Below are 21,430 nucleotides of genomic sequence, written 5' to 3' on the forward strand. Positions count from 1 at the left end.
GACGCCGGCCCGGGCCCGCTGTCGTACCGGCGCACTATTCTCGGTCGTTGCAGACCTATGGGGGGAAGGGCGGCGCGGGGATGGAGAAGCTGGGACCGGGGGATCCTCAGCGTATCGGGGCGTACCGGCTGCTGGCGCGGCTCGGCGCGGGCGGCATGGGGCAGGTGTATCTGGCCCGGTCGGACCGGGGCCGGACCGTCGCCGTGAAGCTCGTCCGCGAGGAACTGGCCGAGCAGGAGGAGTTCCGGGCGCGGTTCCGGCAGGAGGTGCAGGCCGCGCGGCGGGTCGGCGGGTACTGGACCGCGCCCGTGCTCGACGCGGACACCGAGGCGGCCGTGCCCTGGGTGGCGACCGGGTACGTGGCCGGGCCGAGCCTGCAGCAGGTCGTCGGGCACGACCACGGGGCACTGCCCGAGCGGTCGGTCCGGATCCTGGCGGCGGGGCTCGCGCAGGCGCTGCGCGACATCCACGCGGCCGGCATCGTGCACCGGGATCTCAAGCCGTCGAACGTGCTGGTGACCATCGACGGCCCGCGCGTCATCGACTTCGGGATCGCGCGCGCACGGGAGACGGCGACCGCCGGCGGCGAGGGGCTCACCCGGACCGGGTCGCTCGTCGGGTCGCCCGGGTTCATGGCGCCCGAGCAGGTGCGGGGCGATCGGATCACGCCGGCGTGCGACGTGTTCTGCCTGGGGTCCGTGCTCGCCTACGCGGCGACCGGGGCGCTGCCCTTCGGGACCGCCAACAGCGGTGTGCACGCGCTGATGTTCCGGATCGCCCAGGAGGAGCCGGATCTCACCGGGGTGCCGGAGGGCATCGCCGACCTGGTGCGGGACTGCCTCCGCAAGGATCCGGGGGCGCGGCCTTCGCTGGACGCGATCCTGGAGCGGACCGGCGTGGAGGACACCGTGGTCGGGGGGCGGTCCCGGGACCCCTGGCTGCCGAGTTCGCTGGTCGCCCAGCTGGGGCGGCATGCCGTGCAGCTGCTGGAGGTGGAGAACCCGGAGGGGGGCGCGGGGACTGCGACGGCGGAGGGGTTCCCCCTGGCACCACCCGTGCGGCCGGCGTCGACGGAGGCGGGCGGCCCCGATGGGGGGCAGGCGCCGTCGGCGGGCGCGAGTGCGGACGACGCCAGGGGCACAGTGCCCGCCGCTGGTGTCGGTGGTTCGCCCGAGCATGCCGCTGTGTCCGACGGAGGGTCGGGCGGCGCCGTCAATCATCTGCCCACCGTGGTCTCCGGGCAGGCTCCGCCGCCCGCCCCGCCGCCGGCACCACCCGGGTTCGGCGCGGCGCCGGCCTACGGGACTCCGCACCCCCAGCAGTACCAACACCCACAGCAGCCTCCGCAGCCCGTCGCCTACGGCTATCCGCAGCAGGCGGGCCCCGGCGTCTGGGGCGCGGGGCAGCAGCCGTACAACCCCTATGCCGGGGGCGGGCTCGGGTCCACCCCGCCGTACGGGCCGCCGACCGTCGCCGTGCCGGCGGAGCCGGAGCGGCGCAACGGCAGGTCCACCGCGCTGCTCGTCGTGATCGCGCTGGTCGTCGCGCTGGGCGCGGGCGGCTCGGTGTACGCGATGATGAGGAACGGCAACGGGACCGACGACAAGGGCGACGGCGCGGTCAGTCCGCCGCCCACCGCCACCTCCGGGACGCCGGACGGCTCCGGCTCGCCCACCCCGACCAGCTCGGCGCCCTCCCCGTCCGCCTCCACCGCCGGGGCGATACCCGACGGCTACCTGGGCACCTGGCGGACGACCATCGACAACGCCGAAGGATCCAACACCCGCGAACTGACCATCCGGCAGGGCGAGGTGGGGGACACCGTGCTGACGCTGGTCGCGGACGGACCGGCCGACGGCGGCGGCTCGTACCACTGTGTCTTCGAGGCGAAGCTCACCGCACAGCCCGGCGGCAGCGGGCCGTTGGAGATCGGGCCGTCCACCGTCACCACCGGTGAACCCGCCACCTCCTGCACCCCGGGCGAGGCCACCCAGGTCACCCTGCTGCCGGACGGGCGGCTGAAGCGGGCGAAGGCGAGCGGCGGGGAGAGCCTCACGTACGACAAGGGGTGACGCGGCTCATGGAGCCTATCGGGGCTCCGGTGGCCTCTGCCGCGGCATGTTCGGGCGGCTCCCGTTCGCCGGTGGCAGAGGAAAGCGGCCCCCGGAGCCCCCGGCCTCCTGCCGCGGCACCGACGCCACCGCGGTCTGGATCCCGAGCGGTGCCGAGCCCGTGCGGAATTCCACCATCCAGTCCGTCGTCTCCGTGCGGACCAGCTCCGTGACATCCTCCGAGAAGCGCCGCAGCACCGACAGGCACCGCTCGGCCGCCTCGCTCGCCGTGCCCTCCGCCGGCCCCAGCACCTCCCGCACGCTCTCCGACGCCCAGTCGAACTGCAACGCCTGCAGCCGCCGCTGCACCGCCTGCGCGGTGGCCACGTCCCTTATCCACCCCGATGTGAACCCGAAGAACCGGTCGATGCCGGCACAGGCGGCCGCCAGCAGCAGCGCCAGACAACCCCAGGGCGCCACCCCGCCGGCCACCCCGGTCAGGTCCAGCAGCGGCAGCGCCGCCCCCGCCACGGCCCCGGACGCCGCCCCGACCCGCAGCACGCGCGCCCCGCGCCGCTTCCAGACCCGGTCCCGCAGATACCAGGCGGCCGTCTCCAGCGCCCGGCGCTCCACCCACCGGTACAGCTCGTCCAGCCGCTCGGCGGGCTCCCCCCAGTCCCCGAGCGGGAAGGCCCGTCCGATCAGATCGCCCGGCCGCAGCCCGGCCGCACCCTCGCCCCGCCCGTCCTGAGGCGGACCCTCGGGCTGCATCTCCGGCTGACCCACCCGGCACTCCCTACTGATCACTGATCACTGCTCACGACCGGTCACTTTGCGTGACATTCCACGTCGGCGCGCGGCCCCCTTCCTACCGCCCAATGGGTGGCGGAGAGGGAGCTTTCCCAGTTTTTCCGCCCGGAAGAGGGCCTTGATCAGGTATAGGACTGCCGAACTTCTCACTCGAAAGAGTGGCGGGGCGATGGGGGCGTCGACCACGTAGGCTCGTGCCCAAGGAGAAGGACGTAGAGGAGCTGATCGTGTTTCCCGGTGGTGGCCAGCCCAATATGCAGCAGTTGCTCCAGCAGGCCCAGAAGATGCAGCAGGACCTGCAGCGGGCGCAGGAGGAACTGGCGAACACGGAGGTCGACGGGCAGGCGGGCGGCGGCCTGGTGAAGGCCACCGTCACCGGCTCCGGTGAGCTGCGCGCGCTGCGGATCGACCCGAAGGCGGTGGACCCCGAGGACACCGAGACCCTCGCCGACCTGATCGTCGCGGCCGTCCACGCGGCCAACGAGAACGCGCAGGCGCTCCAGCAGCAGAAGCTCGGCCCGCTGGCCCAGGGGCTGGGCGGCGGCAGCGGCATCCCGGGCCTGCCGTTCTGACGCCTCCGCCTTCCGGGTGAAGGCGGAAGCCAACTACCGTACGTACCGAAAGGTCTCCAGGAAGGGCAGTCCGTTGTACGAAGGCGTGGTCCAGGACCTCATCGACGAGCTGGGGCGGCTGCCCGGCGTCGGTCCCAAGAGCGCGCAGCGGATCGCCTTCCACATCCTGCAGGCCGAGCCGACGGACGTGAAGCGGCTCGCGCAGGCTCTCCTGGAGGTGAAGGCGAAGGTCCGCTTCTGCGCGACGTGCGGCAATGTCGCGCAGGAGGAGCTGTGCGGCATCTGCCGCGACCCGCGCCGCGACCCCTCCGTCATCTGCGTGGTGGAGGAACCGAAGGACGTCGTCGCGATCGAGCGAACCCGCGAGTTCCGGGGCCGCTACCACGTGCTCGGGGGCGCGATCAGCCCGATCGAGGGTGTGGGTCCTGACGACCTGCGTATACGAGAACTTCTCGCGCGGTTGGCCGACGGGACGGTCACGGAACTGATCCTGGCCACGGATCCGAATCTGGAAGGCGAGGCGACAGCGACGTACCTCGCCCGCATGATCAAGCCCATGGGCCTGAAGGTCACCCGCCTGGCCAGCGGCCTCCCGGTGGGTGGCGACCTGGAATACGCGGACGAGGTCACCCTCGGCCGCGCCTTCGAGGGGAGACGACTCCTAGATGTCTGACGCCACGCTGCACGCGACCGGTCGGAACCCGGACGACTTCGCGGTCCAGATCGCGGACCAGGTCGAGAGCTTCCTGGTGGCCGTCACGGAGGTGGCGAGGGGCGACGAGCCCGGCTCGACGGTCCCCTTCCTCCTCCTTGAGGTCTCCCAGCTCCTGCTGGCCGGCGGCCGGCTGGGCGCCCACGAGGACATCGTCCCCGACGAGCGCTACGAGCCCGACCCGGGCCCGGAGCCGGACGTGGACGGGCTGCGGGAGAACTTCGCCCGGCTGCTGGACCCCGTCGACGTCTACTCCGAGGTCTTCGACCCGTACGAGCCCCGCAAGGCCCCGGTGCCGGCCCGGATCTCCGACGACCTCGCCGACATCATCACCGACCTCCGGCACGGCATGGCCCACTACCGCGCGGGCCGCACCACCGAGGCGCTGTGGTGGTGGCAGTTCTCGTACTTCTCCAACTGGGGCCCGACCGCCTCGGCGGTGCTGCGCGCCCTGCAGTCCGTCCTCATCCACGTCCGTCTCAACCAGCCCCTGGAGGAGCTGGACGGCCTCGACACCGACCAGACCACCATGGGCGACGAGACCCTGGAGTTCGAGGCGGGCCGGGTGATGGCCCAGGAGATCGGCGCCCCGCTGGGGATCCGGCGGGGCGAGTAGGCCGGGCCGGCGCTCAGCCGGCCCACAGCCCCCACAGCCCCTTCGTCATCGCCGTGCCGCCGCCCGCCAGCGCCAGCAGGAGGACCAGGTGCCGGGCCCGGTGCTCGGGGGTGCGGGCGGCGATCGCGCGGCCGAGCAGCGCGCCCACCGCCATCGCCGAGGCGGCCGCGGTCCACTGCGGGCCGGTCAGCCGGGGCAGCCCGTTCGCGGCGACGGAGAAGACGTTGACGAACACGCCGTAGAACTGGGCGTTGGGGACGAACTCCCGCACCGTCCAGCCGGCGTTGAGGGCGTACAGCGACACCGGCGGGCCGCCCACGCCCGCCGCCGCGTTCATGAAGCCGCCCAGCGCCCCGGCGGTCACCGCGCCCTTGCCGCCGCGCAGGGCGACGACCCGGGCGCCGCGCATCACCAGCAGGACGGCAGCCGTCACCAGGCCGCCCATCACCAGCAGCAGGACCGGGTGCGGCAGCCGGCGGGTCAGCCAGGCGCCCGCCGGTACCGTGCAGGCCGCGGCCAGGCACAGCGGCACCATCGCGGCCGGCCGCACCCGCCGCCAGCCGCCCGCCAGACCCACGACGCTGATGGCGCCGGCGGCGCAGTTGGCGAGCACCACCCCGTCGGCCGGGCCGAGCAGCAGCACCAGGGCCGGTACGGCGACCAGGGCGAAGCCCATCCCGGTCAGCCACTGCACGCATCCGCCGAGCAGGACGATCCCCGCCAGCAGCACTTCGGTCATGTCATGCCCCCCTCGCGGAGGGACGCTAGCGGTGCTCGTTGTGACCCGGGGCACTTTCCGCGTGGGCTCCGGGGCGCTGGGCAAGAGCCCCTCCGGAACGAAGCGCCGATGTCTCACCATGCGGGAGCCGGGTGGTGGGATTCGGACGCTCGTTAGACTGAGCCGACACAAACGAACCGAGCGAGGAGCGCACGTGGGCCTTGTCGTGCAGAAGTACGGAGGCTCCTCCGTAGCCGATGCCGAAGGCATCAAGCGCGTCGCCAAGCGGATCGTGGAAGCGAAGAAGAACGGCAACCAGGTTGTCGTCGTCGTTTCCGCGATGGGCGACACGACGGACGAGCTGATCGATCTCGCCGAGCAGGTATCCCCGATGCCTGCGGGGCGCGAATTCGACATGCTGCTGACCGCCGGGGAGCGGATCTCCATGGCCCTGCTGGCGATGGCGATCAAAAACCTGGGCCACGAGGCCCAGTCCTTCACGGGCAGCCAGGCAGGCGTCATCACCGACTCGGTCCACAACAAGGCCCGGATCATCGACGTCACGCCCGGGCGGATCCGTGACTCGCTCGACAAGGGCAACATCGCGATCGTCGCCGGTTTCCAGGGTGTGAGCGCCGACAAGAAGGACATCACCACGCTGGGCCGTGGCGGTTCCGACACGACGGCCGTGGCGCTCGCCGCCGCGCTCGACGCCGAGGTCTGCGAGATCTACACCGACGTCGACGGCGTGTTCACCGCCGACCCGCGTGTGGTGAAGAAGGCGAAGAAGATCGACTGGATCTCCTTCGAGGACATGCTGGAGCTGGCCTCGTCCGGGTCCAAGGTGCTGCTCCACCGCTGTGTGGAGTACGCCCGCCGCTACAACATCCCGATCCACGTCCGCTCCTCCTTCAGCGGGCTGCAGGGCACGTGGGTCAGCAGTGAGCCGATTGGGGACCAGAAGGTGGAGCAGGCCATCATCTCCGGTGTCGCGCACGACACCTCCGAGGCCAAGATCACGGTCGTCGGTGTGCCGGACAAGCCTGGTGAGGCCGCCGCGATCTTCCGGACCATCGCGGATGCCGAGATCAACATCGACATGGTCGTGCAGAACGTGTCCGCCGCCTCCACCGGCCTGACGGACATCTCCTTCACGCTGCCGAAGACCGAGGGCCGCAAGGCCATCGACGCGCTGGAGAAGAACAAGCCGGGCATCGGCTTCGACTCGCTGCGCTACGACGACCAGATCGGCAAGATCTCCCTGGTCGGCGCCGGCATGAAGACCAACCCGGGCGTCACCGCCGCCTTCTTCGAGGCGCTGAGCGACGCGGGCGTGAACATCGAGCTGATCTCCACCTCCGAGATCCGCATCTCGGTCGTCACCCGCGCCGACGACGTGCCGGAGGCCGTCCGCGCCGTGCACACCGCCTTCGGGCTCGACTCCGACAGCGACGAGGCCGTCGTCTACGGAGGCACGGGCCGCTGATGGCGCCGACCGGGAAGCCGACGCTCGCGGTCGTGGGAGCGACCGGGGCCGTCGGCGCGGTCATGCTCCAGATCCTGTCCCAGCGCGCGGACATCTGGGGCGAGATCCGTCTGATCGCCTCTCCTCGCTCGGCCGGCCGCAAGCTGGCCGTGCGCGGGGAGGAGGTCGAGGTGACGGCCCTGACGGAGGACGCCTTCGCCGGGGTCGACATCGCGCTGTTCGACGTCCCCGACGAGGTCGCCGCCGAGTGGGCGCCGGTCGCCGCCGCGCGCGGCGCGGTCGTGGTCGACAACTCCGGCGCCTTCCGGATGGACCCGGACGTGCCGCTCGTCGTGCCCGAGGTCAATCCGCACGCGGTGCGGACCCGCCCGCGCGGGATCGTCGCCAACCCCAACTGCACGACCCTGACGATGATCGTCGCCCTGGGCGCGCTGCACGCCGAGTTCGGGCTGCGCGAGCTGGTGGTGTCGTCGTACCAGGCGGTGAGCGGGGCCGGGCGGGCCGGGGTGGAGACGCTGCGGGCCCAGCTGTCCCTGGTGGCCGGCACCGAGCTGGGCACCAAGCCCGGGGACGTGCGGCGGGCCGTCGGGGACGACACCGGGCCGTTCCCGGAGCCGGTCGCGCTGAACGTCGTCCCGTGGGCCGGGTCGCTGCGTCAGGACGGCTGGTCGTCGGAGGAGATGAAGGTCCGCGACGAGTCCCGGAAGATCCTCGGTCTGCCGCAGCTGCCGGTCGCCGTGACCTGTGTGCGGGTGCCGGTGGTCACCACGCACTCGCTGACCGTCCACGCCCGCTTCCAGCGCGAGGTCGGTGTCGACGGCGCCCGCGAGATCCTCGCCACCGCGCCGGGCGTGGTGCTGTGCGACGATCCTGCCGCGGGCGAGTACCCCACCCCCGCCGACGTGGTCGGCACCGATCCGACCTGGGTCGGCCGGGTGCGGCGCGCCCTGGACGATCCGACCGCGCTCGAACTCTTCGTGTGCGGCGACAACCTGCGCAAGGGCGCCGCGCTGAACTGCGCGCAGATCGCGGAGCTGATCGCGGCGGAGACGTCCGCCTCCGGGTAGCCGTTGAACTTTGTAGGATCTGCGTAAGAACTGTGGCCGGGAGCATGGTCCAATCCACTTGAACCATTCCCTCCTGGCGGCAGAGGATTTCTCTCCCCGCCTTCCGCAACCGTACGGAGGCGGGGAGCGTCTTTGCGGTCACCCTTACGGGACCTGAGGACGTGATGATCCTGGCGTGGGGACGCCGTGATCGGGGCGTGGGGACGCCCGTTCAAATGGGACATAACGGAAGAGCGGGACGCATGACGGCATTTGAAGCACCGTCGGTCGCACATGTGACGCCCGGCACGTACAACCCCCGAGGGGGGAAACGTGTCCAACTGGCGTGGCAGAGGTACTCGAACTCAGTGTGGCCCGCGGCGGTACGGCCCTGCGGCCCCGCGCGGCGCTCCGGCCCCGCACGTCCGGCGGCATGCCGGTGATCGCGCCCATGCCCGCAGCGCGGCCCGCCCGCATCCCCAGTCAGCGTGACGGCGTCGACGAGCCCGCGGGTGCCGTGGCCACCGAGGCCGCCGGCACCACCGTCGACCACCTCACCGAGACCTACCGGGCGCACTACCGCTCGCTGCTCGGCCTCGCCGCGCTCCTCCTCGACGACACCGCCTCCTGCGAGGACGTCGTCCAGGAGGCCTTCATCCGCGTCCACTCCGCCCGCAAACGCGTCCGCGACCCCGAGAAGACCCTCGCCTACCTGCGGCAGACGGTCGTCAACCTCTCCCGGTCCACGCTGCGCCGGCGCATCCTCGGCCTGAAGCTCCTCTCCAAGCCGATGCCCGACATGGCGAGCGCGGAGGAGGGCGCCTACGACTCGCTGGAGCGCCGCGACCTCATCAAGGCGATGAAGGGTCTGCAGCGCCGCCAGCGCGAGGTCCTCGTGCTGCGCTACTTCGCGGACATGACCGAGGCCCAGGTCGCCGAGACGCTCGGCATATCCCTCGGCTCGGTGAAGGCGTACGGCTCGCGGGGCATCGCCGCGCTGCGGGTGGCCATGGAGCAGCCGGCATGAGCGACCACGCCGAAGGGGGCGATTCCCATGACAGTCACTCCCATGAGCGCCACTCCCATGAACGTCACGAGCCCTACGCCTGGCACGAGCCGACAGAGCGGAACGGGCAAGAGCACACGCCATCGCACGCTGGGAACGGAACTGTGAACCACGGCCCCGACGACAAGGGCCCCGAGGGGCTCGGCCCGGGTATCGACGGGATCGACGGGCTCGACCCGGACGAGCTGGCCCTGCGCAGCCTGCTGCACTCGGCGGTCGACGACATCGAGCCGCGCACCGGCACCCTGACGCACCTGCGCCGGGCCGTCCCCGCGCGCCGCGCCCGCAAGCGGCAGGCGGTGGTCGGCATGGCCGCGGCGGCCCTCTTCATCGGCACCGCGATCCCCGCCCTCGTACACGTCTCGCACGCCGGCGGCTCCGACCCCAACACCGCCATGGCCGGCCAGTCCTCCCAGGCCCAGGGCGGCACCGGCCAGGACAAGGGCAAGAGCACCGACAAGGGCGGCAAGGACAAGGACGCCCCCAGCACGTCGGTCAAGCCCGGCAAGGACCCCGAGAAGCCCGGCGAGAAGGACAAGAAGGACAGCAGCGGCGGCAGCTCCACCGGCGGCGCCGACCCCGCCGCCACGACGGCCTCGGGCATCCCGGTGTGCACGGCGGCCCAGCTGGGCTCCGCCACCGGCACGGTGAACGCCCCCGACTCGGCGGGCGTCGTCTACGGCACCTTCCGCGTCACCAACACCTCGGGCACCGCCTGCATGGTCAACGGCCCGGGCAGCGTCACGCCCACGGCCCAGGGCGCGGCCGACCCGGCCAAGATCAGCGGCGCCCGCCATGTGGCCGGGGACGCCGCGCCCCAGCTCCCCGACCCGTCCCAGGAGGTCGCCACGCTGACCCTCCCGCCCGGCGCGGCCTACCAGGAGCAGTTCGCCTTCGTGCCCTCGGAGACCTGCCCCACCACCGGCGGCGACAGCAGCACGGGCGGCACCGACACGGGCGGCACGACGCCGGACCCGACGCCCACCCCCGACGCGGGCGCCTCCGGCACCTCGACCGACACCGGCAGCGCCTCGGCGGGCACGACCACCCAGCTGGTCACGGAGGACGGCACGGCCGACGGCAGCGTCGCGGTGACCCACACGGCGCAGGGCGGCGCCCCGGCGACGACGGCGACCGTCACGGGAGCGTGCGCGGGAACGGTCATCTACACGGGGCTGCTGGCGGGGGCGTAGCGCTCCGCCACGGGGCCGCGGTGCACGCGGCCCCGGCCGGCGCCCGTGCGGGTCAGCCGGCCGGAACCGGTTCCTGCTCCGGCCCCTCCGGCACCAGGCCCAGCGCGGCGTCCCGCTGGAACTCGATCTCCCGCCGCAGCAGCCGGAACCACATGAACACCACGAACCCCGCGAACACGAACCACTCGCCGGTGTAACCGAGGTTCTGGAACGCCTTCAGGTCCAGCCCCGTACCGTCGGGCGCGGTCGCGGGCACGGCCGTCATCCCCGAGTCGCCCTTGTCCAGGGTGACCCACGCGTCGTACAGCCGGTACGGCACCAGGTTCACCAGCGTCGCCGAACTGATCGCCGCCGTCTGCCCGGCCGGCAGCCCGCCCTGCGCGCCGGCACCGTTGCTCCCCGGTGTCTCGGACGCCTGCAGCGCGCCGGTGACGGTGACCTCACCGGCCGGCGGCGCGGGAGCCTTGGCCGCGTTCGCCGTACCCGGCAGCCACCCCCGCACCACGGGCAGCGCCTTCCCGGAGTCGGTGCGCAGCAGGGTCAGGACGTAGTACCCGCGCCTGCCGTCCAGTTCCCGCCCAGGCACCAGCAGCTGCTTGCCGTACCGGCCGGTCGCGGTGACCCGCCGTCCCGACGTGCTCTTGTCGACGGGCAGCATCGAGTCCAGCGGGCGCGCGGCCTCGTCCCGGCCGGTGGCGGCCTGCTCGGTCGCGGCACGGTGATCCTGCACCCGGCCCTCGAACCGGCTCAGCTGCCACGACCCCATGAAGACGCAGAAGGGGATGGCGAGCAGCACGAAGACGTTGATGCCCCACCAGCGGGGTGTCAGCAGAAACCGGTACACGCCCTCCACGGTACGGCGCCCGGCCCGGAGGCCCGCCCGCGGGTCAGTTCTTGCTCGCCGTGTCCGCCTTGCTCGCCTTGCTCGCCTTGAGGGAGTAGATCAGCGGGATGCGCGGATGGTCCGCCGGGAAGCGGTGGTAGCCGTCCCGCACCTCGAAGTTCCCGAAGCGCGGGAAGAGGGACACGTCGTGCTCGTGCAGGAACTCGACGCGCAGCCCCGTCGCGGCGAGCGCGGAGACCACGTCCCCGAGCGTGTGCTGCCACTCCACGCTGCGGTTGTGGACGGTGACGGCGCCCAGGTCGGCGTAGGTGCCCGGTTCCTCGTACACGTGCGCGTCCCGGGAGAAGTAGTCGCGCACGACCCGGGTGCCGGTCTCGTCGTCCAGGGACTCGGTGATCGGATGGAACTCGGCGAGGTACAGGAAGCCGCCCGGCGCGACGAGCGACGCGGCCGTCTCCGCCCAGCGCCGCAGGTCCGGCAGCCAGCACAGCGCGCCGAGGCCGGTGTAGACGATGTCGTACGACGGTTCGGGCACGGCCCCGGCCGCGTCGTACACGTCGCTGGTGACGAAGGCCGCCCGCTCCGGGCCGTAGCCGAGGTCGGCCGCGAGGGCGCGGGCCGCCTCCACGGCGGGGGCCGAGAAGTCGAGGCCGACGACGCGGGCGGCGCCGTGGTGCGCCCAGGACAGGGTGTCGGTGCCGATGTGGCACTGGAGGTGCAGCAGCGACTTGCCGGTGACGTCCCCGACCTCCGCCTTCTCGAAGTCCCGCAGGTCGTCCCGGCGGGTGCGGAAGCCGTCGAGGTCGTAGAAGGAGCCGGCGACATGGACGGGCACCCGCTCGTCCCACATGGCGCGGTTGTCCTCGCGCCAGCCGTCAGGAGCCGACGGAGAAGGGGTGGAAACGCTCATGGTCCGGAAGTTATCCACAGGCTGCGCACACCCGCCACCCAATTGTCGGCGCGGCCAGGCAGTATGGGCGCATGACTGGGGCCATGAGTGAGAACAGGACGCCGGATACACCGGACATGCCGGACTGGGAGAAGCGCTTCCGCGCGCCGCGGGTGTCGCTGCCCGACTGGGCGGAGGACGCACCGGACCGCTCCCTGTTCGTGTCGAACGCGACGGGGACGTACGAGCTGTACGCCTGGGACCGCGCGACGGGCGAGCAGCGGCAGGCGACGGACCGGCCGAACGGCACGACGGACGGCATGCTCTCCCCGGACGGCGCGTGGATCTGGTGGTTCGACGACAAGGACGGCGACGAGTTCGGCATCTGGCGCCGCCAGCCCTTCGCGGGCGGCCCGGACGAGCCGGCCGTGCCCGGCCTCGACCCGTCCTACCCGGCCGGCCTGGCCCTGTCCCGCGACGGCCGCACGGCGGTCGTCGGCCGCTCCACGGACGAGGACGGCACGACGATCCACCTGGCCCGCCAGGGCGCGGACCCGGTGGAGATCTACCGGCACCGCGAGTCGGCGGGCGTCGGCGACCTCGCGCACGACGGCTCCCTGATCGCCGTCGAGCACACCGAGCACGGCGACGCCATGCACGCCGCCCTGCGGGTGCTCCGCCCGGACGGCACGACCGTCGCCGAGCTGGACGACACCAAGGGCGGCACCGAGGAGCTGGGCCTGGAGGTCCTCGGCTTCGCTCCCGTGGACGGCGACACCCGCCTCCTCATCGGCCATCAGCGCCGGGGCCGCTGGGAGCCCCTGGTGTGGGACGTGGCGACGGGCGAGGAGACGGACCTGGCCCTGGACCTCCCCGGTGACGTCGCCGCCGAGTGGTACCCGGACGGCTCCGCCCTCCTCGTCGTCCACGGCTTCGAGGCCCGCAGCGAGCTGTTCCGGTACGACCTGGGGGCCCGCGAGCTGACCCCCATCCCCACCCCGCCCGGCACGGTCTCCGGTGCGACGGCCCGCCCCGACGGCAGCGTGGAGTACCTGTGGTCGTCGGCCGCCGAGCCCCCGGCGGTGCGCTCCACGACCGGCGGAGTGGTGCTGGACCCGCCCGGCATGGCCTGCCCGCCGTCGGTGTCCGTGGAGGACGCCTGGGTGGAGGGCCCCGGCGGCCGTATCCACGCCCTGATCCAGAAGCCGGCGGGCGCGACGGGCCCCCTCCCCACCGTGTTCGACCTGCACGGCGGCCCGACCTGGCACGACAGCGACTCCTTCGCGGCGGGCCCGGCGGCCTGGGTCGACCACGGCTACGCGGTGGTCCGCATCAACTACCGCGGCTCCACCGGCTACGGCCGCGCCTGGACGGACGCCCTCAAGCACCGGGTCGGCCTGATCGAGCTGGAGGACGTGGCGGCCGTCCGCGAGTGGGCGGTCACCTCCGGCCTCGCCGACCCCGCCCGCCTGATCCTCACCGGCGCCTCCTGGGGCGGCTACCTCACCCTGCTCGGCGTCGGCACCCAGCCGGAGGCCTGGGCCCTGGGCATCGCGGTGGTGCCCGTCGCGGACTACGTCACGGCGTACCACGACGAGATGGAGTCCCTGAAGGCCATGGACCGCACCCTGCTGGGCGGCACCCCGGAGGAGGTCCCGGACCGCTTCGAGGCGTCCTCCCCGCTCACGTACGTGGACCAGGTCAAGGCCCCGGTCTACATCTCGGCGGGCGTCAACGACCCCCGCTGCCCGATCCGCCAGATCGACAACTACGTCAAGAGACTGGAATCCCGCGGCGCGGTCCACGAGGTGTACCGGTACGACGCGGGACACGGCTCCCTGGTCGTCGACGAACGCATCAAGCAGGTACGCCTGGAACTGGACTTCGCGGCCCGTCACCTGGCCGCCGGCTGAGCGCCCGCCGTACCGCCGGACCCGCGAGGGCTCCGGCGGTACGCCGCCCGATGGTCAGCTGCCGCCGCCCCGCTGACGCAGCTCGATCCGGTTGCCGTCAGGATCGAACGCCGTGGCGCGGACGCCGAAGGGGTAAGGAACCGGCTCGGGCTGGTCGAACTCGACACCACGCGACCGCAGCACCTTGAATTCCTCGACCAGATCATCCGACTCCAGGAAGACCGGCCCCGGCACATCGCCCGCCGGCCCCTGCCCCGGCTCACCGGGCCACAGGATGATCTCGACCGGGTCATCCCCCGCCGCGACGGTCAGGAACCGCCCGTCAGGCCCCGTGTAGTCGACCCGCTTCTCCAGCCCGAGCCCCTCCGTGTAGAACGCCAGGGCCCGGTCCTGGTCGCTCACATAGACCGTCACATACATCAGCCTCTTCAACATCCCGCTCTCCTCACGTCGCCTCGGCCCGCATGCGCGGGTCACTACGGCTGACGCGCGAGGAGGGGAAAGTGTGACAGCGCGCCCGACCGTCCCCGTGTCCTACACGGCCACGGACACCACGCCCTGAGCCGCCGTCGACCGGGACGGCGGCCCATGGTGCGCGGGATCAGCGGTGGGGCAGCGATACGTAGAGGCGGGTGCCCCGGGGGCGGTAGCCGACGCGTTCGTACACGCGGCGGGAGCCCTCGCCGGAGTACTCCAGCCAGACCGATCCGACCCCTCGCGCGAACATCGCGGCGGTCACCTCGGCGGTCACCGCGGCGGCGATGCCACGGCCGCGGTGGGCCGGGCGGGTGCCGACGCCGGACAGTTCGGCGGTGTCCTCGGCCGGCGCGGAGCAGGAGGCGCCACCGGCGCAGCCGCCTTCCGGGGCACGGACGAAGCGCACCGCCCCGCCGCCCTGCTGGGTGCGCCGCAGCCGGGCCGCGCCTTCCGCGGAGGAGGCGAAGACACCGCCGAACGCCTCGGCGAGCGCGGCGTCCAGCTCGGCGTACTCCTCGTCGGTCGCCGGGGTCCGAACGGCCGGGGTGTCGGCGGACCGGGGGATGGTCAGTCGGTCCGGGGTGCAGACGAGGTACTCGTGCACCGCCTCGGTCTCGAAGCCCGACGCCCTCAGAGCCGGTGCCACAGCGGGCGCGGCCTCCGGCGCGAACTCCAGCCGCGGCAGCAGCCCACGCTCCCGGAAGGCCCCGATCAGCGCGGTGACGTCCCGCTCGGTCGGCTCGGCTCCGGGCAGCGGGGTCGCGTAGTTGAGGTAGGGGCTGTCGGTTTCGGGGGAGAAGCCGGCGACGAAACCGCCGATCTCGGCGACGACGGGCCGGCGGCGGAGGTTGGCGACGGCAAAGCTCTGGACCTGCATGTCCATGGTGGGTGTGACCTCACGAAGTCTCGGAACGCGCCCCTGACGAACTCGGTCTCGATGAGTTCGGGGCAGGAAGGAGTGGCGGTGCGTCAGGCACCGCATCGTGGGGCCGCCGTGCGGAAGCGTGAGTCCTGCGCGGCGCTCAGCGCCGGCGGCGGCCGCTTGTGGACGCCGGAATCATTGGCTTTCGTTCCTCACCGTGAGTTCCTCTGCCAGGTCGCAGAGCACGGTCACTGTTCCATGACCGGCGGGGGCCGGCAACGTGTTTTCCGGAGGCTGTACTCCGGCGCCGGGTCAGCGCAGTTCCGCCAGGCCTCTGCGCGTGGCCGCGACCACCACGCGGTCCCCTTTCGACAGGACGTGGTCGGACGTCGTGTCGCTGCGGCCCAGGAGGGCCAGGGCGCGCCAGGCTCCGGTGTGGAAGGCGTCCCGGACGGTGCGGCCCTCCAGCTGGGGGTGACCGTCGACGTCGACCGCGGCGAACAGCAGCACCCGGCGTTCCACGGCGACAGCGCCGAGCACCTGGCGTCCCAGCATCGCGCCGGCGAACGCGGGGGCGGCCAGGTGGGTGACGCTGCGGCTCCGGGTCAGCGCCCGCGGGTAGGCGGCCCGGAGGGTGCGGTACACGGCGGTGGCGAAGTCGTCGTCGTAGAGGCGCAGGACGACGCGGAGGTCGGGGCGCAGGGTCCGCCCGTACAGTACGGCCTCCAGGTTGGTGGTGTCGGCGCTGGTCACCGCGAGGAGTGTCTGGGCCCGGTGGATCTGGGCGGCCTCCAGGACGCCCTCCTGGGTGACGTCCCCCAGCACCACCGGCACCCGCAGCCGGCGGGCCGTGGCGAGTCCCCGGGCCTCCGGGTCGGACTCGACGCACACCACGGGGATGTTCAGCTCCCTCAGCCGGGTCAGCACGCGGGTGCCGATCTTGCCGAGCCCGAGCAGCACCACGTGCCCGCTCAGGCCGCGAGGCGGTTTGCGCAGGGCCGAGGCCGTGCGGAAGGTGCCGAACGCCTCCAGCGCGGCGGCCAGCAGCACCGGCAGGAGCAGCAACCCGACGAGTGCGGAGAGGAGTTGGAGGAGCTGACGGCCGAGGGGTTCCTTGAGGGCCGGGTCGTCGATCGCGAACAGGTCCAGGAGGGTGATGTAGCAGGCCCGCAGCGGATGGATGCCGGTCACCAGCCACAGGGCGACCGCGAGTCCGACCACGCAGCCGACCAGACCGGCCAGGGACCAGCGCAGCCGGCGGGAGAAGAGGGAGGTGAGCGACGGTATGCCGGTGATCCCGCTGATGCCGCGGCCGGGCGCGGGGGGATCCGTGCCGGGCGTGGCGGAGACGTGCTCCAGCACCACGGCCTGCCGTCCGGCGGCCTGTCGTACCTCCTCGTCGTCGGGGAGCAGGCGCGGCTGCTGCTCACCGCCGCCGTCCGGGTCGCCGCCGGACAGCAGGGCGAGGGTGCACAGCCCGGTGCCGGTGCCGGAGCCGTCCGCGGTCAGCGGGCGTTCCACGGCCCGCAGCAGCAGCCCCTCGGTCTGGACGACCCGGCTGGTGCCCGCGACGGCGGTGGCGGCCAGCGCGGGCGCGGCGGTGTCGGCGTCGGACAGCACGGTCGTGGAGGCCTCGACAACGGCCCCCGGGCTGTCGTCGTCCCCGGCGGCCAACGCGGCGGCCTGGTCGAGGAGTTCCTCGATGTGCTGACCCAGGCGCCGGTTGTAGAGCCGGAGGACGAGCCGCAGCCGGGGGTTGAGCCGGCGGGCGGTCAGCGCGGCCCGGATGTTGGTCTCGTCGTCGTCGTACACGAGTGCCAGCGCGGCGGCCCGGGCCACCCCGGCCTCGGCGAGCACGGTCTCCGTCGGCTCGGCGGCCTCCAGCACGCCTTCACCGTCGACTCGTTGCACGGTCGTCGGCGGGCCGGTCCGGCCGACCGTGCCCACCGCGGCACTGACCACGCGGTCGAACAGCGCCGCCGACGCGGCGCGGGCCCGGCCGACCACCGGGGGCCGGGCGGTGAGGCCGTTCGGCGGTACGACGAGGGTGACCTGCTCGCCGTAGACCCCGCGCAACTCGGCGGCCAGCCGGTGCGCGAGCCCGTCGTCACCGCACACCACCATGTGCGCCGGCGGGACTCCCGGCCCCCCTTGATACGGAACGCTCGCCACAAGGGGAAAGAGTGCCCCAAGGAGATGTGTGGTTCCAGCAAGGGGATGCAAGGGAACGCAAAGGGCTGAACGCCCGCGCCCGGGGCCGCGTACGGAAGGGGAGGGAGAGCAGCAGCCGGAGGTAACCGCCCGTGGCCATCATCGAAGACGCCCCGTCCGGCACGGACACCCAGCAGCCCGGGGCCCCGCCGGTCCGGCGGCTCAACTCCCCGCTGGTGCTGACGCTGACGCTGCTCCTGGCCGTGCTCGCCCAGTCCCCGATCCGCGGGTTCCTCGGCACCCCGGCGATGCAGAGCTGGATGACGGTGTTCGTGGCGGTGACCGTCCAGGCGCTGCCGTTCCTGGCGCTCGGCGTGCTGCTGTCGGCGGCGATCGCGGTGTTCGTCCCGGCGTCCTTCTTCGCGCGCGCCCTGCCGCGCCGGCCCGCTCTCGCCGTGCCCGTGGCGGGGGTCGCGGGCGCGGTGCTGCCGGGCTGCGAGTGCGCGTCCGTGCCGGTGGCGGGCGCCTTGGTCCGCAGGGGCGTGACCCCCGCCGCCGCCCTCGCCTTCCTGCTCTCCGCGCCCGCGATCAACCCGGTGGTGCTGACCGCCACCGCCGTCGCCTTCCCCGGGCGGCCGGAGATGGTCCTGGCCCGGTTCGCGGCGAGCCTGCTGGTGGCCTGCGCGATGGGCTGGCTGTGGCAGCGGCTGGGCCGTACGGACTGGCTGCGCCCGCCGGCCCACGGCGCGCACGAGGGCGCCACGAAGGGGGAGGCGTTCTGGGGTGCGGTGCGGCACGACATCATGCACGCCGGCGGGTTCCTGGTGCTCGGCGCGATGGCCGCGGCCACGCTGAAGGCGGCGGTCCCGGCCGGCTGGCTGGGCACGGCGGCGGGCATCCCGCTGGTCTCGGTGCTCGCCCTGGCCGTGCTGGCCGTCCTGCTGTCCATCTGCTCGGAGGCGGACGCGTTCGTCGCGGCCTCCCTCACCCAGTTCTCCCCGACGGCCAAGCTGGTGTTCCTGGTGGTGGGCCCGATGATCGACCTCAAGCTGTTCGCGATGCAGGCCGGCACCTTCGGCCGTGGCTTCGCGCTCCGGTTCGCGCCCGCCACCTTCGCGCTGGCGATCACGGGCGCCGTACTGACCGGGGCGGTGCTCCTGTGAACCGTCAGGCCCAGGCGGCCGTGCTGTTCCTGCTCGGCGGGGCCCTGCTGCACGCGGGCGCCACCGATCTCGCGCTGCGCTATGTGAAGGCGGAGCTGCGCCCGCTGCTGCTGCTCTCGGGCGCGGTCCTGATCGCGGCGGCCCTGGCCACGGCCTGGTACGAACGCAAGCGCAGAGGCACCGGGAACTCCGGGCACTCCCACCCCGAGCCCCGTATCTCCTGGCTCCTGCTGCTCCCCCTGCTCGCCCTCATCCTCATCGCCCCGCCCGCCCTCGGCTCGTACAGCGCCCTGCGCTCCGGTACGGCGCTGCAGAAGCCGTACGCCCTCGGCCCGCTGCCCGCCGGTGACCCGGTCCCGCTCTCCGTGGTCGACTACGCCTCCCGCGCGGCCTACGGCCACGGCCGCTCCCTGGACGGCCGTACCGTCCGGGTCACCGGCTTCCTCGCCCTGGACCACGGCGGCCGGCCCTACCTGGTCCGCATGGCCCTCAACTGCTGCGCCGCCGACGCCCAGCCGGTGAAGATCGCGCTGACCGGACAGCTGCCGCCGGTGCTGCGGCCCGACGCCTGGCTGGAGGTGACGGGCACCGCCACCTCCCGGCTGGCCCGCGACCCGGTCAACAACGGCCCGATCCCCTATCTGCGGGTCACCTCGGCGCGGCCGGTCCCGGTGCCGCACGACCCGTACGACGAGACCTGGAACAACTGAGCCGGTACCGCGGACTACCGGCCGGCGGCCGCGCTGTCGAAGTCGAAGCGCTCCAGGTCCCGCAGCCACACCTCCGCGTTGCCGTCCGACGGGGCGCGCCAGTCGCCGCGCGGGGAGAGGGAGCCGCCGGCCGAGACCTTCGGGCCGTTCGGCATGGCCGAGCGCTTGAACTGGGAGAACGCGAAGAAGCGGCGGCAGAACACCTCCAGCCAGTGCCGGATCTCGGCCAGGTCGTACGCCACCCGCTTGGCCTCGGGGAAGCCGGGCGGCCAGGCGCCGGCCTCCCGGTCGTGCCAGGCGTGCCAGGCCAGGAAGGCGATCTTCGACGGCCTCAAGCCGTGGCGCAGCACCTGGAAGAGAGTGAAGTCGTGCAGCGCGTACGGGCCGATCTTCGACTCGGTGGACTGCATCTCCTCGCCCGGGACCAGCTCCGGGCTGATCTCGGTGTCCAGGATCGCGGCCAGGATCTTGCCGGTCTCGTCGTCGAACTGCCCGCTGCTGATGACCCAGCGGATCAGGTGTTGGATCAGGGTCTTCGGCACCCCGGAGTTGACGTTGTAGTGGCTCATCTGGTCGCCGACGCCGTACGTGGACCAGCCGAGCGCCAGCTCGGAGAGGTCGCCGGTGCCGAGGACGATGCCGCCGCGCTGGTTGGCCAGCCGGAACAGGTAGTCGGTGCGCAGGCCGGCCTGGACGTTCTCGAAGGTGATGTCGTACACCGGCTCGCCGGCGGCGAACGGGTGGTCGATCTCCTTCAGCATCAGCCGCGCGGTCGGCGTGATGTCCAGCTCGGCGGCGGTGACGCCGAGCGCGCGCATCAGCCGGTGGGCGTTGTCCTTGGTGTGGTCGCTGGTGGCGAAGCCGGGCAGGGTGAAGGCCAGGATGTCGCTGCGCGGCCGGCCCGCGCGGTCCATCGCCCGGGCGGCGACGATCAGCGCGTGCGTGGAGTCGAGCCCGCCGGACACCCCGATGACGACCTTGGGTCCGCCGATCGCCGCGAGCCGCTGCTGCAGCCCGGCGACCTGGATGTTGTAGGCCTCGTAGCAGTCCAGGGCGAGCCGCTCGGGGTCGGCGGGCACGAACGGGAAGCGCTCGATGCGCCGCCGCAGCCCGAGGTCGGTGACCGGCGGGTCCAGCTCGAACGAGACCGTCCGGAAGTCGCCGGTCCGCATGCCGTGGGCGCGGCGGTTGTCGTCGAACGTACCCATCCGGTGCCGCTCCTGCCGCAGCAGGTCGAGGTCGACGTCGGCCACCGCGTACTGGTCGCCGAGCGGGAAGCGCTCGGTCTCGGCGAGCAGCACCCCGTTCTCGTAGATCATGGTCTGCCCGTCCCAGGACAGGTCGGTGGTCGACTCGCCGAGGCCGGCCGCCGCGTAGACGTACGCGGCGAGGCAGCGCGCGGACGCCGAGCGGCACAGCAGCCTGCGGTCCTCGGCCCGGCCGACGGTGATCGGGCTGCCCGAGAGGTTGACCAGCACGGTCGCCCCGGCGAGGGCGGCCTCGGCGCTCGGCGGCACCGGCACCCACATGTCCTCGCAGATCTCGGTGTGCAGCACGAGACCGGGCACGTCCTCGGCGGCGAACAGCAGATCCACGCCGAACGGCACCTCGGCGCCCGCGACGCGGATGGTCCCGCCCCGCTCGTCGTGGCCGTCGGCGATCTGCCGGCGCTCGTAGAACTCCCGGTAGTTCGGCGGGTACGACTTCGGTACGACGCCGAGGACCCGGCCGCGGTGGATGATCACCGCGCAGTTGTAGACGCGGTGGCGGTGGCGCAGCGGGGCGCCGACGACGAGCACCGGCAGCAGCTCCGCGGACCCGGCCACGAGCGTCCTCAGCGCCGCCTCGATCTGGTCGAGCAGCGCGTCCTGGAGCAGCAGGTCCTCGATCGAGTAGCCGCACAGGCCCAGCTCGGGGAAGACGGCGACGGCGACTCCCTCGTCCGCGCACCGGCGCGCCTGGCGCAGGACCGCTTCGGCGTTGGCGTGCGGGTCGGCGATGACGGTGTGGCCCGTGCACGCGGCGATGCGCGCGAAGCCGTGCTGATAGAGCGACCAGAAGTTCAACGGGGCTTCCTTCATGTTCGACGGACCGCACAGACGCCCCTTCTTCGACGACCGCACGGAGACGAAGCGAATCTCCTCCTGGAAG

Annotated in this window: 19 protein-coding genes; 11 read left to right on the plus strand and 8 right to left on the minus strand. The window is 72.9% G+C overall.

The genetic code is table 11. From position 1 onward, the window contains the following. Positions 1-80 precede the first annotated feature (80 nt). Positions 81-2,072, plus strand: coding sequence for a serine/threonine-protein kinase (locus tag ABZ937_RS14340; protein WP_361690909.1), 1,992 nt, complete (start codon positions 81-83; stop codon positions 2,070-2,072). 15 nt (positions 2,073-2,087) lie between these two features. Here ABZ937_RS14340 and ABZ937_RS14345 read toward each other — a convergent pair whose 3' ends face one another. After that, positions 2,088-2,837 (minus strand): SLATT domain-containing protein, encoded by a 750-nt coding sequence (locus ABZ937_RS14345; RefSeq protein WP_361690792.1) that lies wholly within the window; start codon positions 2,835-2,837, stop codon positions 2,088-2,090. Between the two features lie 251 nt (positions 2,838-3,088). On the opposite strand from ABZ937_RS14345, the gene ABZ937_RS14350 reads away from it, so the two are divergent. The 3 genes from ABZ937_RS14350 (at position 3,089) to ABZ937_RS14360 (ending at position 4,761) form a co-directional block, all read left to right on the plus strand. Beyond that, positions 3,089-3,433 carry a YbaB/EbfC family nucleoid-associated protein gene (locus ABZ937_RS14350; protein WP_361690912.1) on the plus strand — a complete coding sequence of 115 codons (345 nt, stop codon included), beginning with the start codon at positions 3,089-3,091 and terminating at the stop codon, positions 3,431-3,433. 73 nt (positions 3,434-3,506) lie between these two features. Further along, a complete protein-coding gene (gene recR, locus ABZ937_RS14355; protein WP_030342446.1) occupies positions 3,507-4,106 on the plus strand; it encodes a recombination mediator RecR in 600 nt (199 codons plus the stop codon). Then, the gene (locus ABZ937_RS14360) at positions 4,099-4,761 is read left to right on the plus strand and encodes a DUF5063 domain-containing protein (RefSeq protein ID WP_361690795.1); all 663 of its coding nucleotides are present in this window, start codon (positions 4,099-4,101) and stop codon (positions 4,759-4,761) included. Before recR ends, ABZ937_RS14360 begins: the two co-directional genes overlap by 8 nt. 13 nt (positions 4,762-4,774) lie before the next feature. Here the strand turns inward: ABZ937_RS14360 and ABZ937_RS14365 are convergent, their stop codons facing one another. Then, a complete protein-coding gene (locus ABZ937_RS14365; RefSeq protein WP_361690798.1) occupies positions 4,775-5,500 on the minus strand; it encodes a sulfite exporter TauE/SafE family protein in 726 nt (241 codons plus the stop codon). A gap of 193 nt (positions 5,501-5,693) precedes the next feature. Here ABZ937_RS14365 and ABZ937_RS14370 point away from each other — a divergent pair, with 193 nt between their 5' ends. The 4 genes from ABZ937_RS14370 (at position 5,694) to ABZ937_RS14385 (ending at position 10,270) form a co-directional block, all read left to right on the plus strand. Beyond that, positions 5,694-6,965 (plus strand): aspartate kinase, encoded by a 1,272-nt coding sequence (locus tag ABZ937_RS14370; RefSeq protein WP_361690801.1) that lies wholly within the window; start codon positions 5,694-5,696, stop codon positions 6,963-6,965. Further along, positions 6,965-8,032 carry an aspartate-semialdehyde dehydrogenase gene (locus ABZ937_RS14375; protein ID WP_361690804.1) on the plus strand — a complete coding sequence of 356 codons (1,068 nt, stop codon included), beginning with the start codon at positions 6,965-6,967 and terminating at the stop codon, positions 8,030-8,032. The genes ABZ937_RS14370 and ABZ937_RS14375 overlap by 1 nt, the downstream gene beginning before the upstream one ends. Before the next feature lie 325 nt (positions 8,033-8,357). After that, positions 8,358-9,038: a SigE family RNA polymerase sigma factor gene (locus ABZ937_RS14380; protein ID WP_361690807.1), complete on the plus strand. Its 681-nt coding sequence runs from the start codon at positions 8,358-8,360 to the stop codon at positions 9,036-9,038. A 143-nt stretch (positions 9,039-9,181) separates the two neighbouring features. Next, positions 9,182-10,270 carry a hypothetical protein gene (locus ABZ937_RS14385; RefSeq protein ID WP_361690810.1) on the plus strand — a complete coding sequence of 363 codons (1,089 nt, stop codon included), beginning with the start codon at positions 9,182-9,184 and terminating at the stop codon, positions 10,268-10,270. Between the two features lie 52 nt (positions 10,271-10,322). Here the strand turns inward: ABZ937_RS14385 and ABZ937_RS14390 are convergent, their stop codons facing one another. Then, on the minus strand, positions 10,323-11,114 hold the full coding sequence (locus ABZ937_RS14390) for an SURF1 family protein (protein WP_361690813.1): 792 nt from the start codon (positions 11,112-11,114) through the stop codon (positions 10,323-10,325). Between the two features lie 43 nt (positions 11,115-11,157). After that, positions 11,158-12,024, minus strand: coding sequence for a class I SAM-dependent methyltransferase (locus ABZ937_RS14395; RefSeq protein WP_361690816.1), 867 nt, complete (start codon positions 12,022-12,024; stop codon positions 11,158-11,160). A gap of 83 nt (positions 12,025-12,107) precedes the next feature. Between ABZ937_RS14395 and ABZ937_RS14400 the strand changes: the two genes are divergently transcribed. After that, positions 12,108-13,916: a prolyl oligopeptidase family serine peptidase gene (locus tag ABZ937_RS14400; protein WP_361690819.1), complete on the plus strand. Its 1,809-nt coding sequence runs from the start codon at positions 12,108-12,110 to the stop codon at positions 13,914-13,916. Between the two features lie 54 nt (positions 13,917-13,970). Here ABZ937_RS14400 and ABZ937_RS14405 read toward each other — a convergent pair whose 3' ends face one another. The 3 genes from ABZ937_RS14405 to ABZ937_RS14415 form a co-directional block, all read right to left on the minus strand. Further along, positions 13,971-14,351, minus strand: a complete 381-nt coding sequence (locus ABZ937_RS14405) for a VOC family protein (RefSeq protein ID WP_361690822.1) — start codon at positions 14,349-14,351, stop codon at positions 13,971-13,973. Positions 14,352-14,517: 166 nt separating this feature from the next. Beyond that, positions 14,518-15,276: a GNAT family N-acetyltransferase gene (locus ABZ937_RS14410; RefSeq protein ID WP_361690825.1), complete on the minus strand. Its 759-nt coding sequence runs from the start codon at positions 15,274-15,276 to the stop codon at positions 14,518-14,520. 291 nt (positions 15,277-15,567) lie between these two features. Beyond that, complete coding sequence (locus tag ABZ937_RS14415; protein WP_361690828.1) at positions 15,568-17,379, minus strand: NAD(P)-binding protein; 1,812 nt, start codon at positions 17,377-17,379, stop codon at positions 15,568-15,570. Positions 17,380-17,564: 185 nt separating this feature from the next. On the opposite strand from ABZ937_RS14415, the gene ABZ937_RS14420 reads away from it, so the two are divergent. Together ABZ937_RS14420 and ABZ937_RS14425 are read left to right on the plus strand one after the other, a co-directional pair. Further along, positions 17,565-18,569: a permease gene (locus ABZ937_RS14420; RefSeq protein ID WP_361690915.1), complete on the plus strand. Its 1,005-nt coding sequence runs from the start codon at positions 17,565-17,567 to the stop codon at positions 18,567-18,569. Beyond that, positions 18,566-19,279: a TIGR03943 family protein gene (locus ABZ937_RS14425; protein WP_361690830.1), complete on the plus strand. Its 714-nt coding sequence runs from the start codon at positions 18,566-18,568 to the stop codon at positions 19,277-19,279. The genes ABZ937_RS14420 and ABZ937_RS14425 overlap by 4 nt, the downstream gene beginning before the upstream one ends. 14 nt (positions 19,280-19,293) lie before the next feature. On the opposite strand, the gene ABZ937_RS14430 is transcribed toward ABZ937_RS14425, so the two are convergent. After that, positions 19,294-21,360 (minus strand): NAD(+) synthase, encoded by a 2,067-nt coding sequence (locus ABZ937_RS14430; protein WP_361690833.1) that lies wholly within the window; start codon positions 21,358-21,360, stop codon positions 19,294-19,296. Between the last annotated feature and the right edge of the window lie 70 nt (positions 21,361-21,430).

Origin of the sequence: Streptomyces sp. NPDC046727 (assembly GCF_040645635.1) — a bacterium.
Lineage (GTDB): Bacteria > Actinomycetota > Actinomycetes > Streptomycetales > Streptomycetaceae > Streptomyces.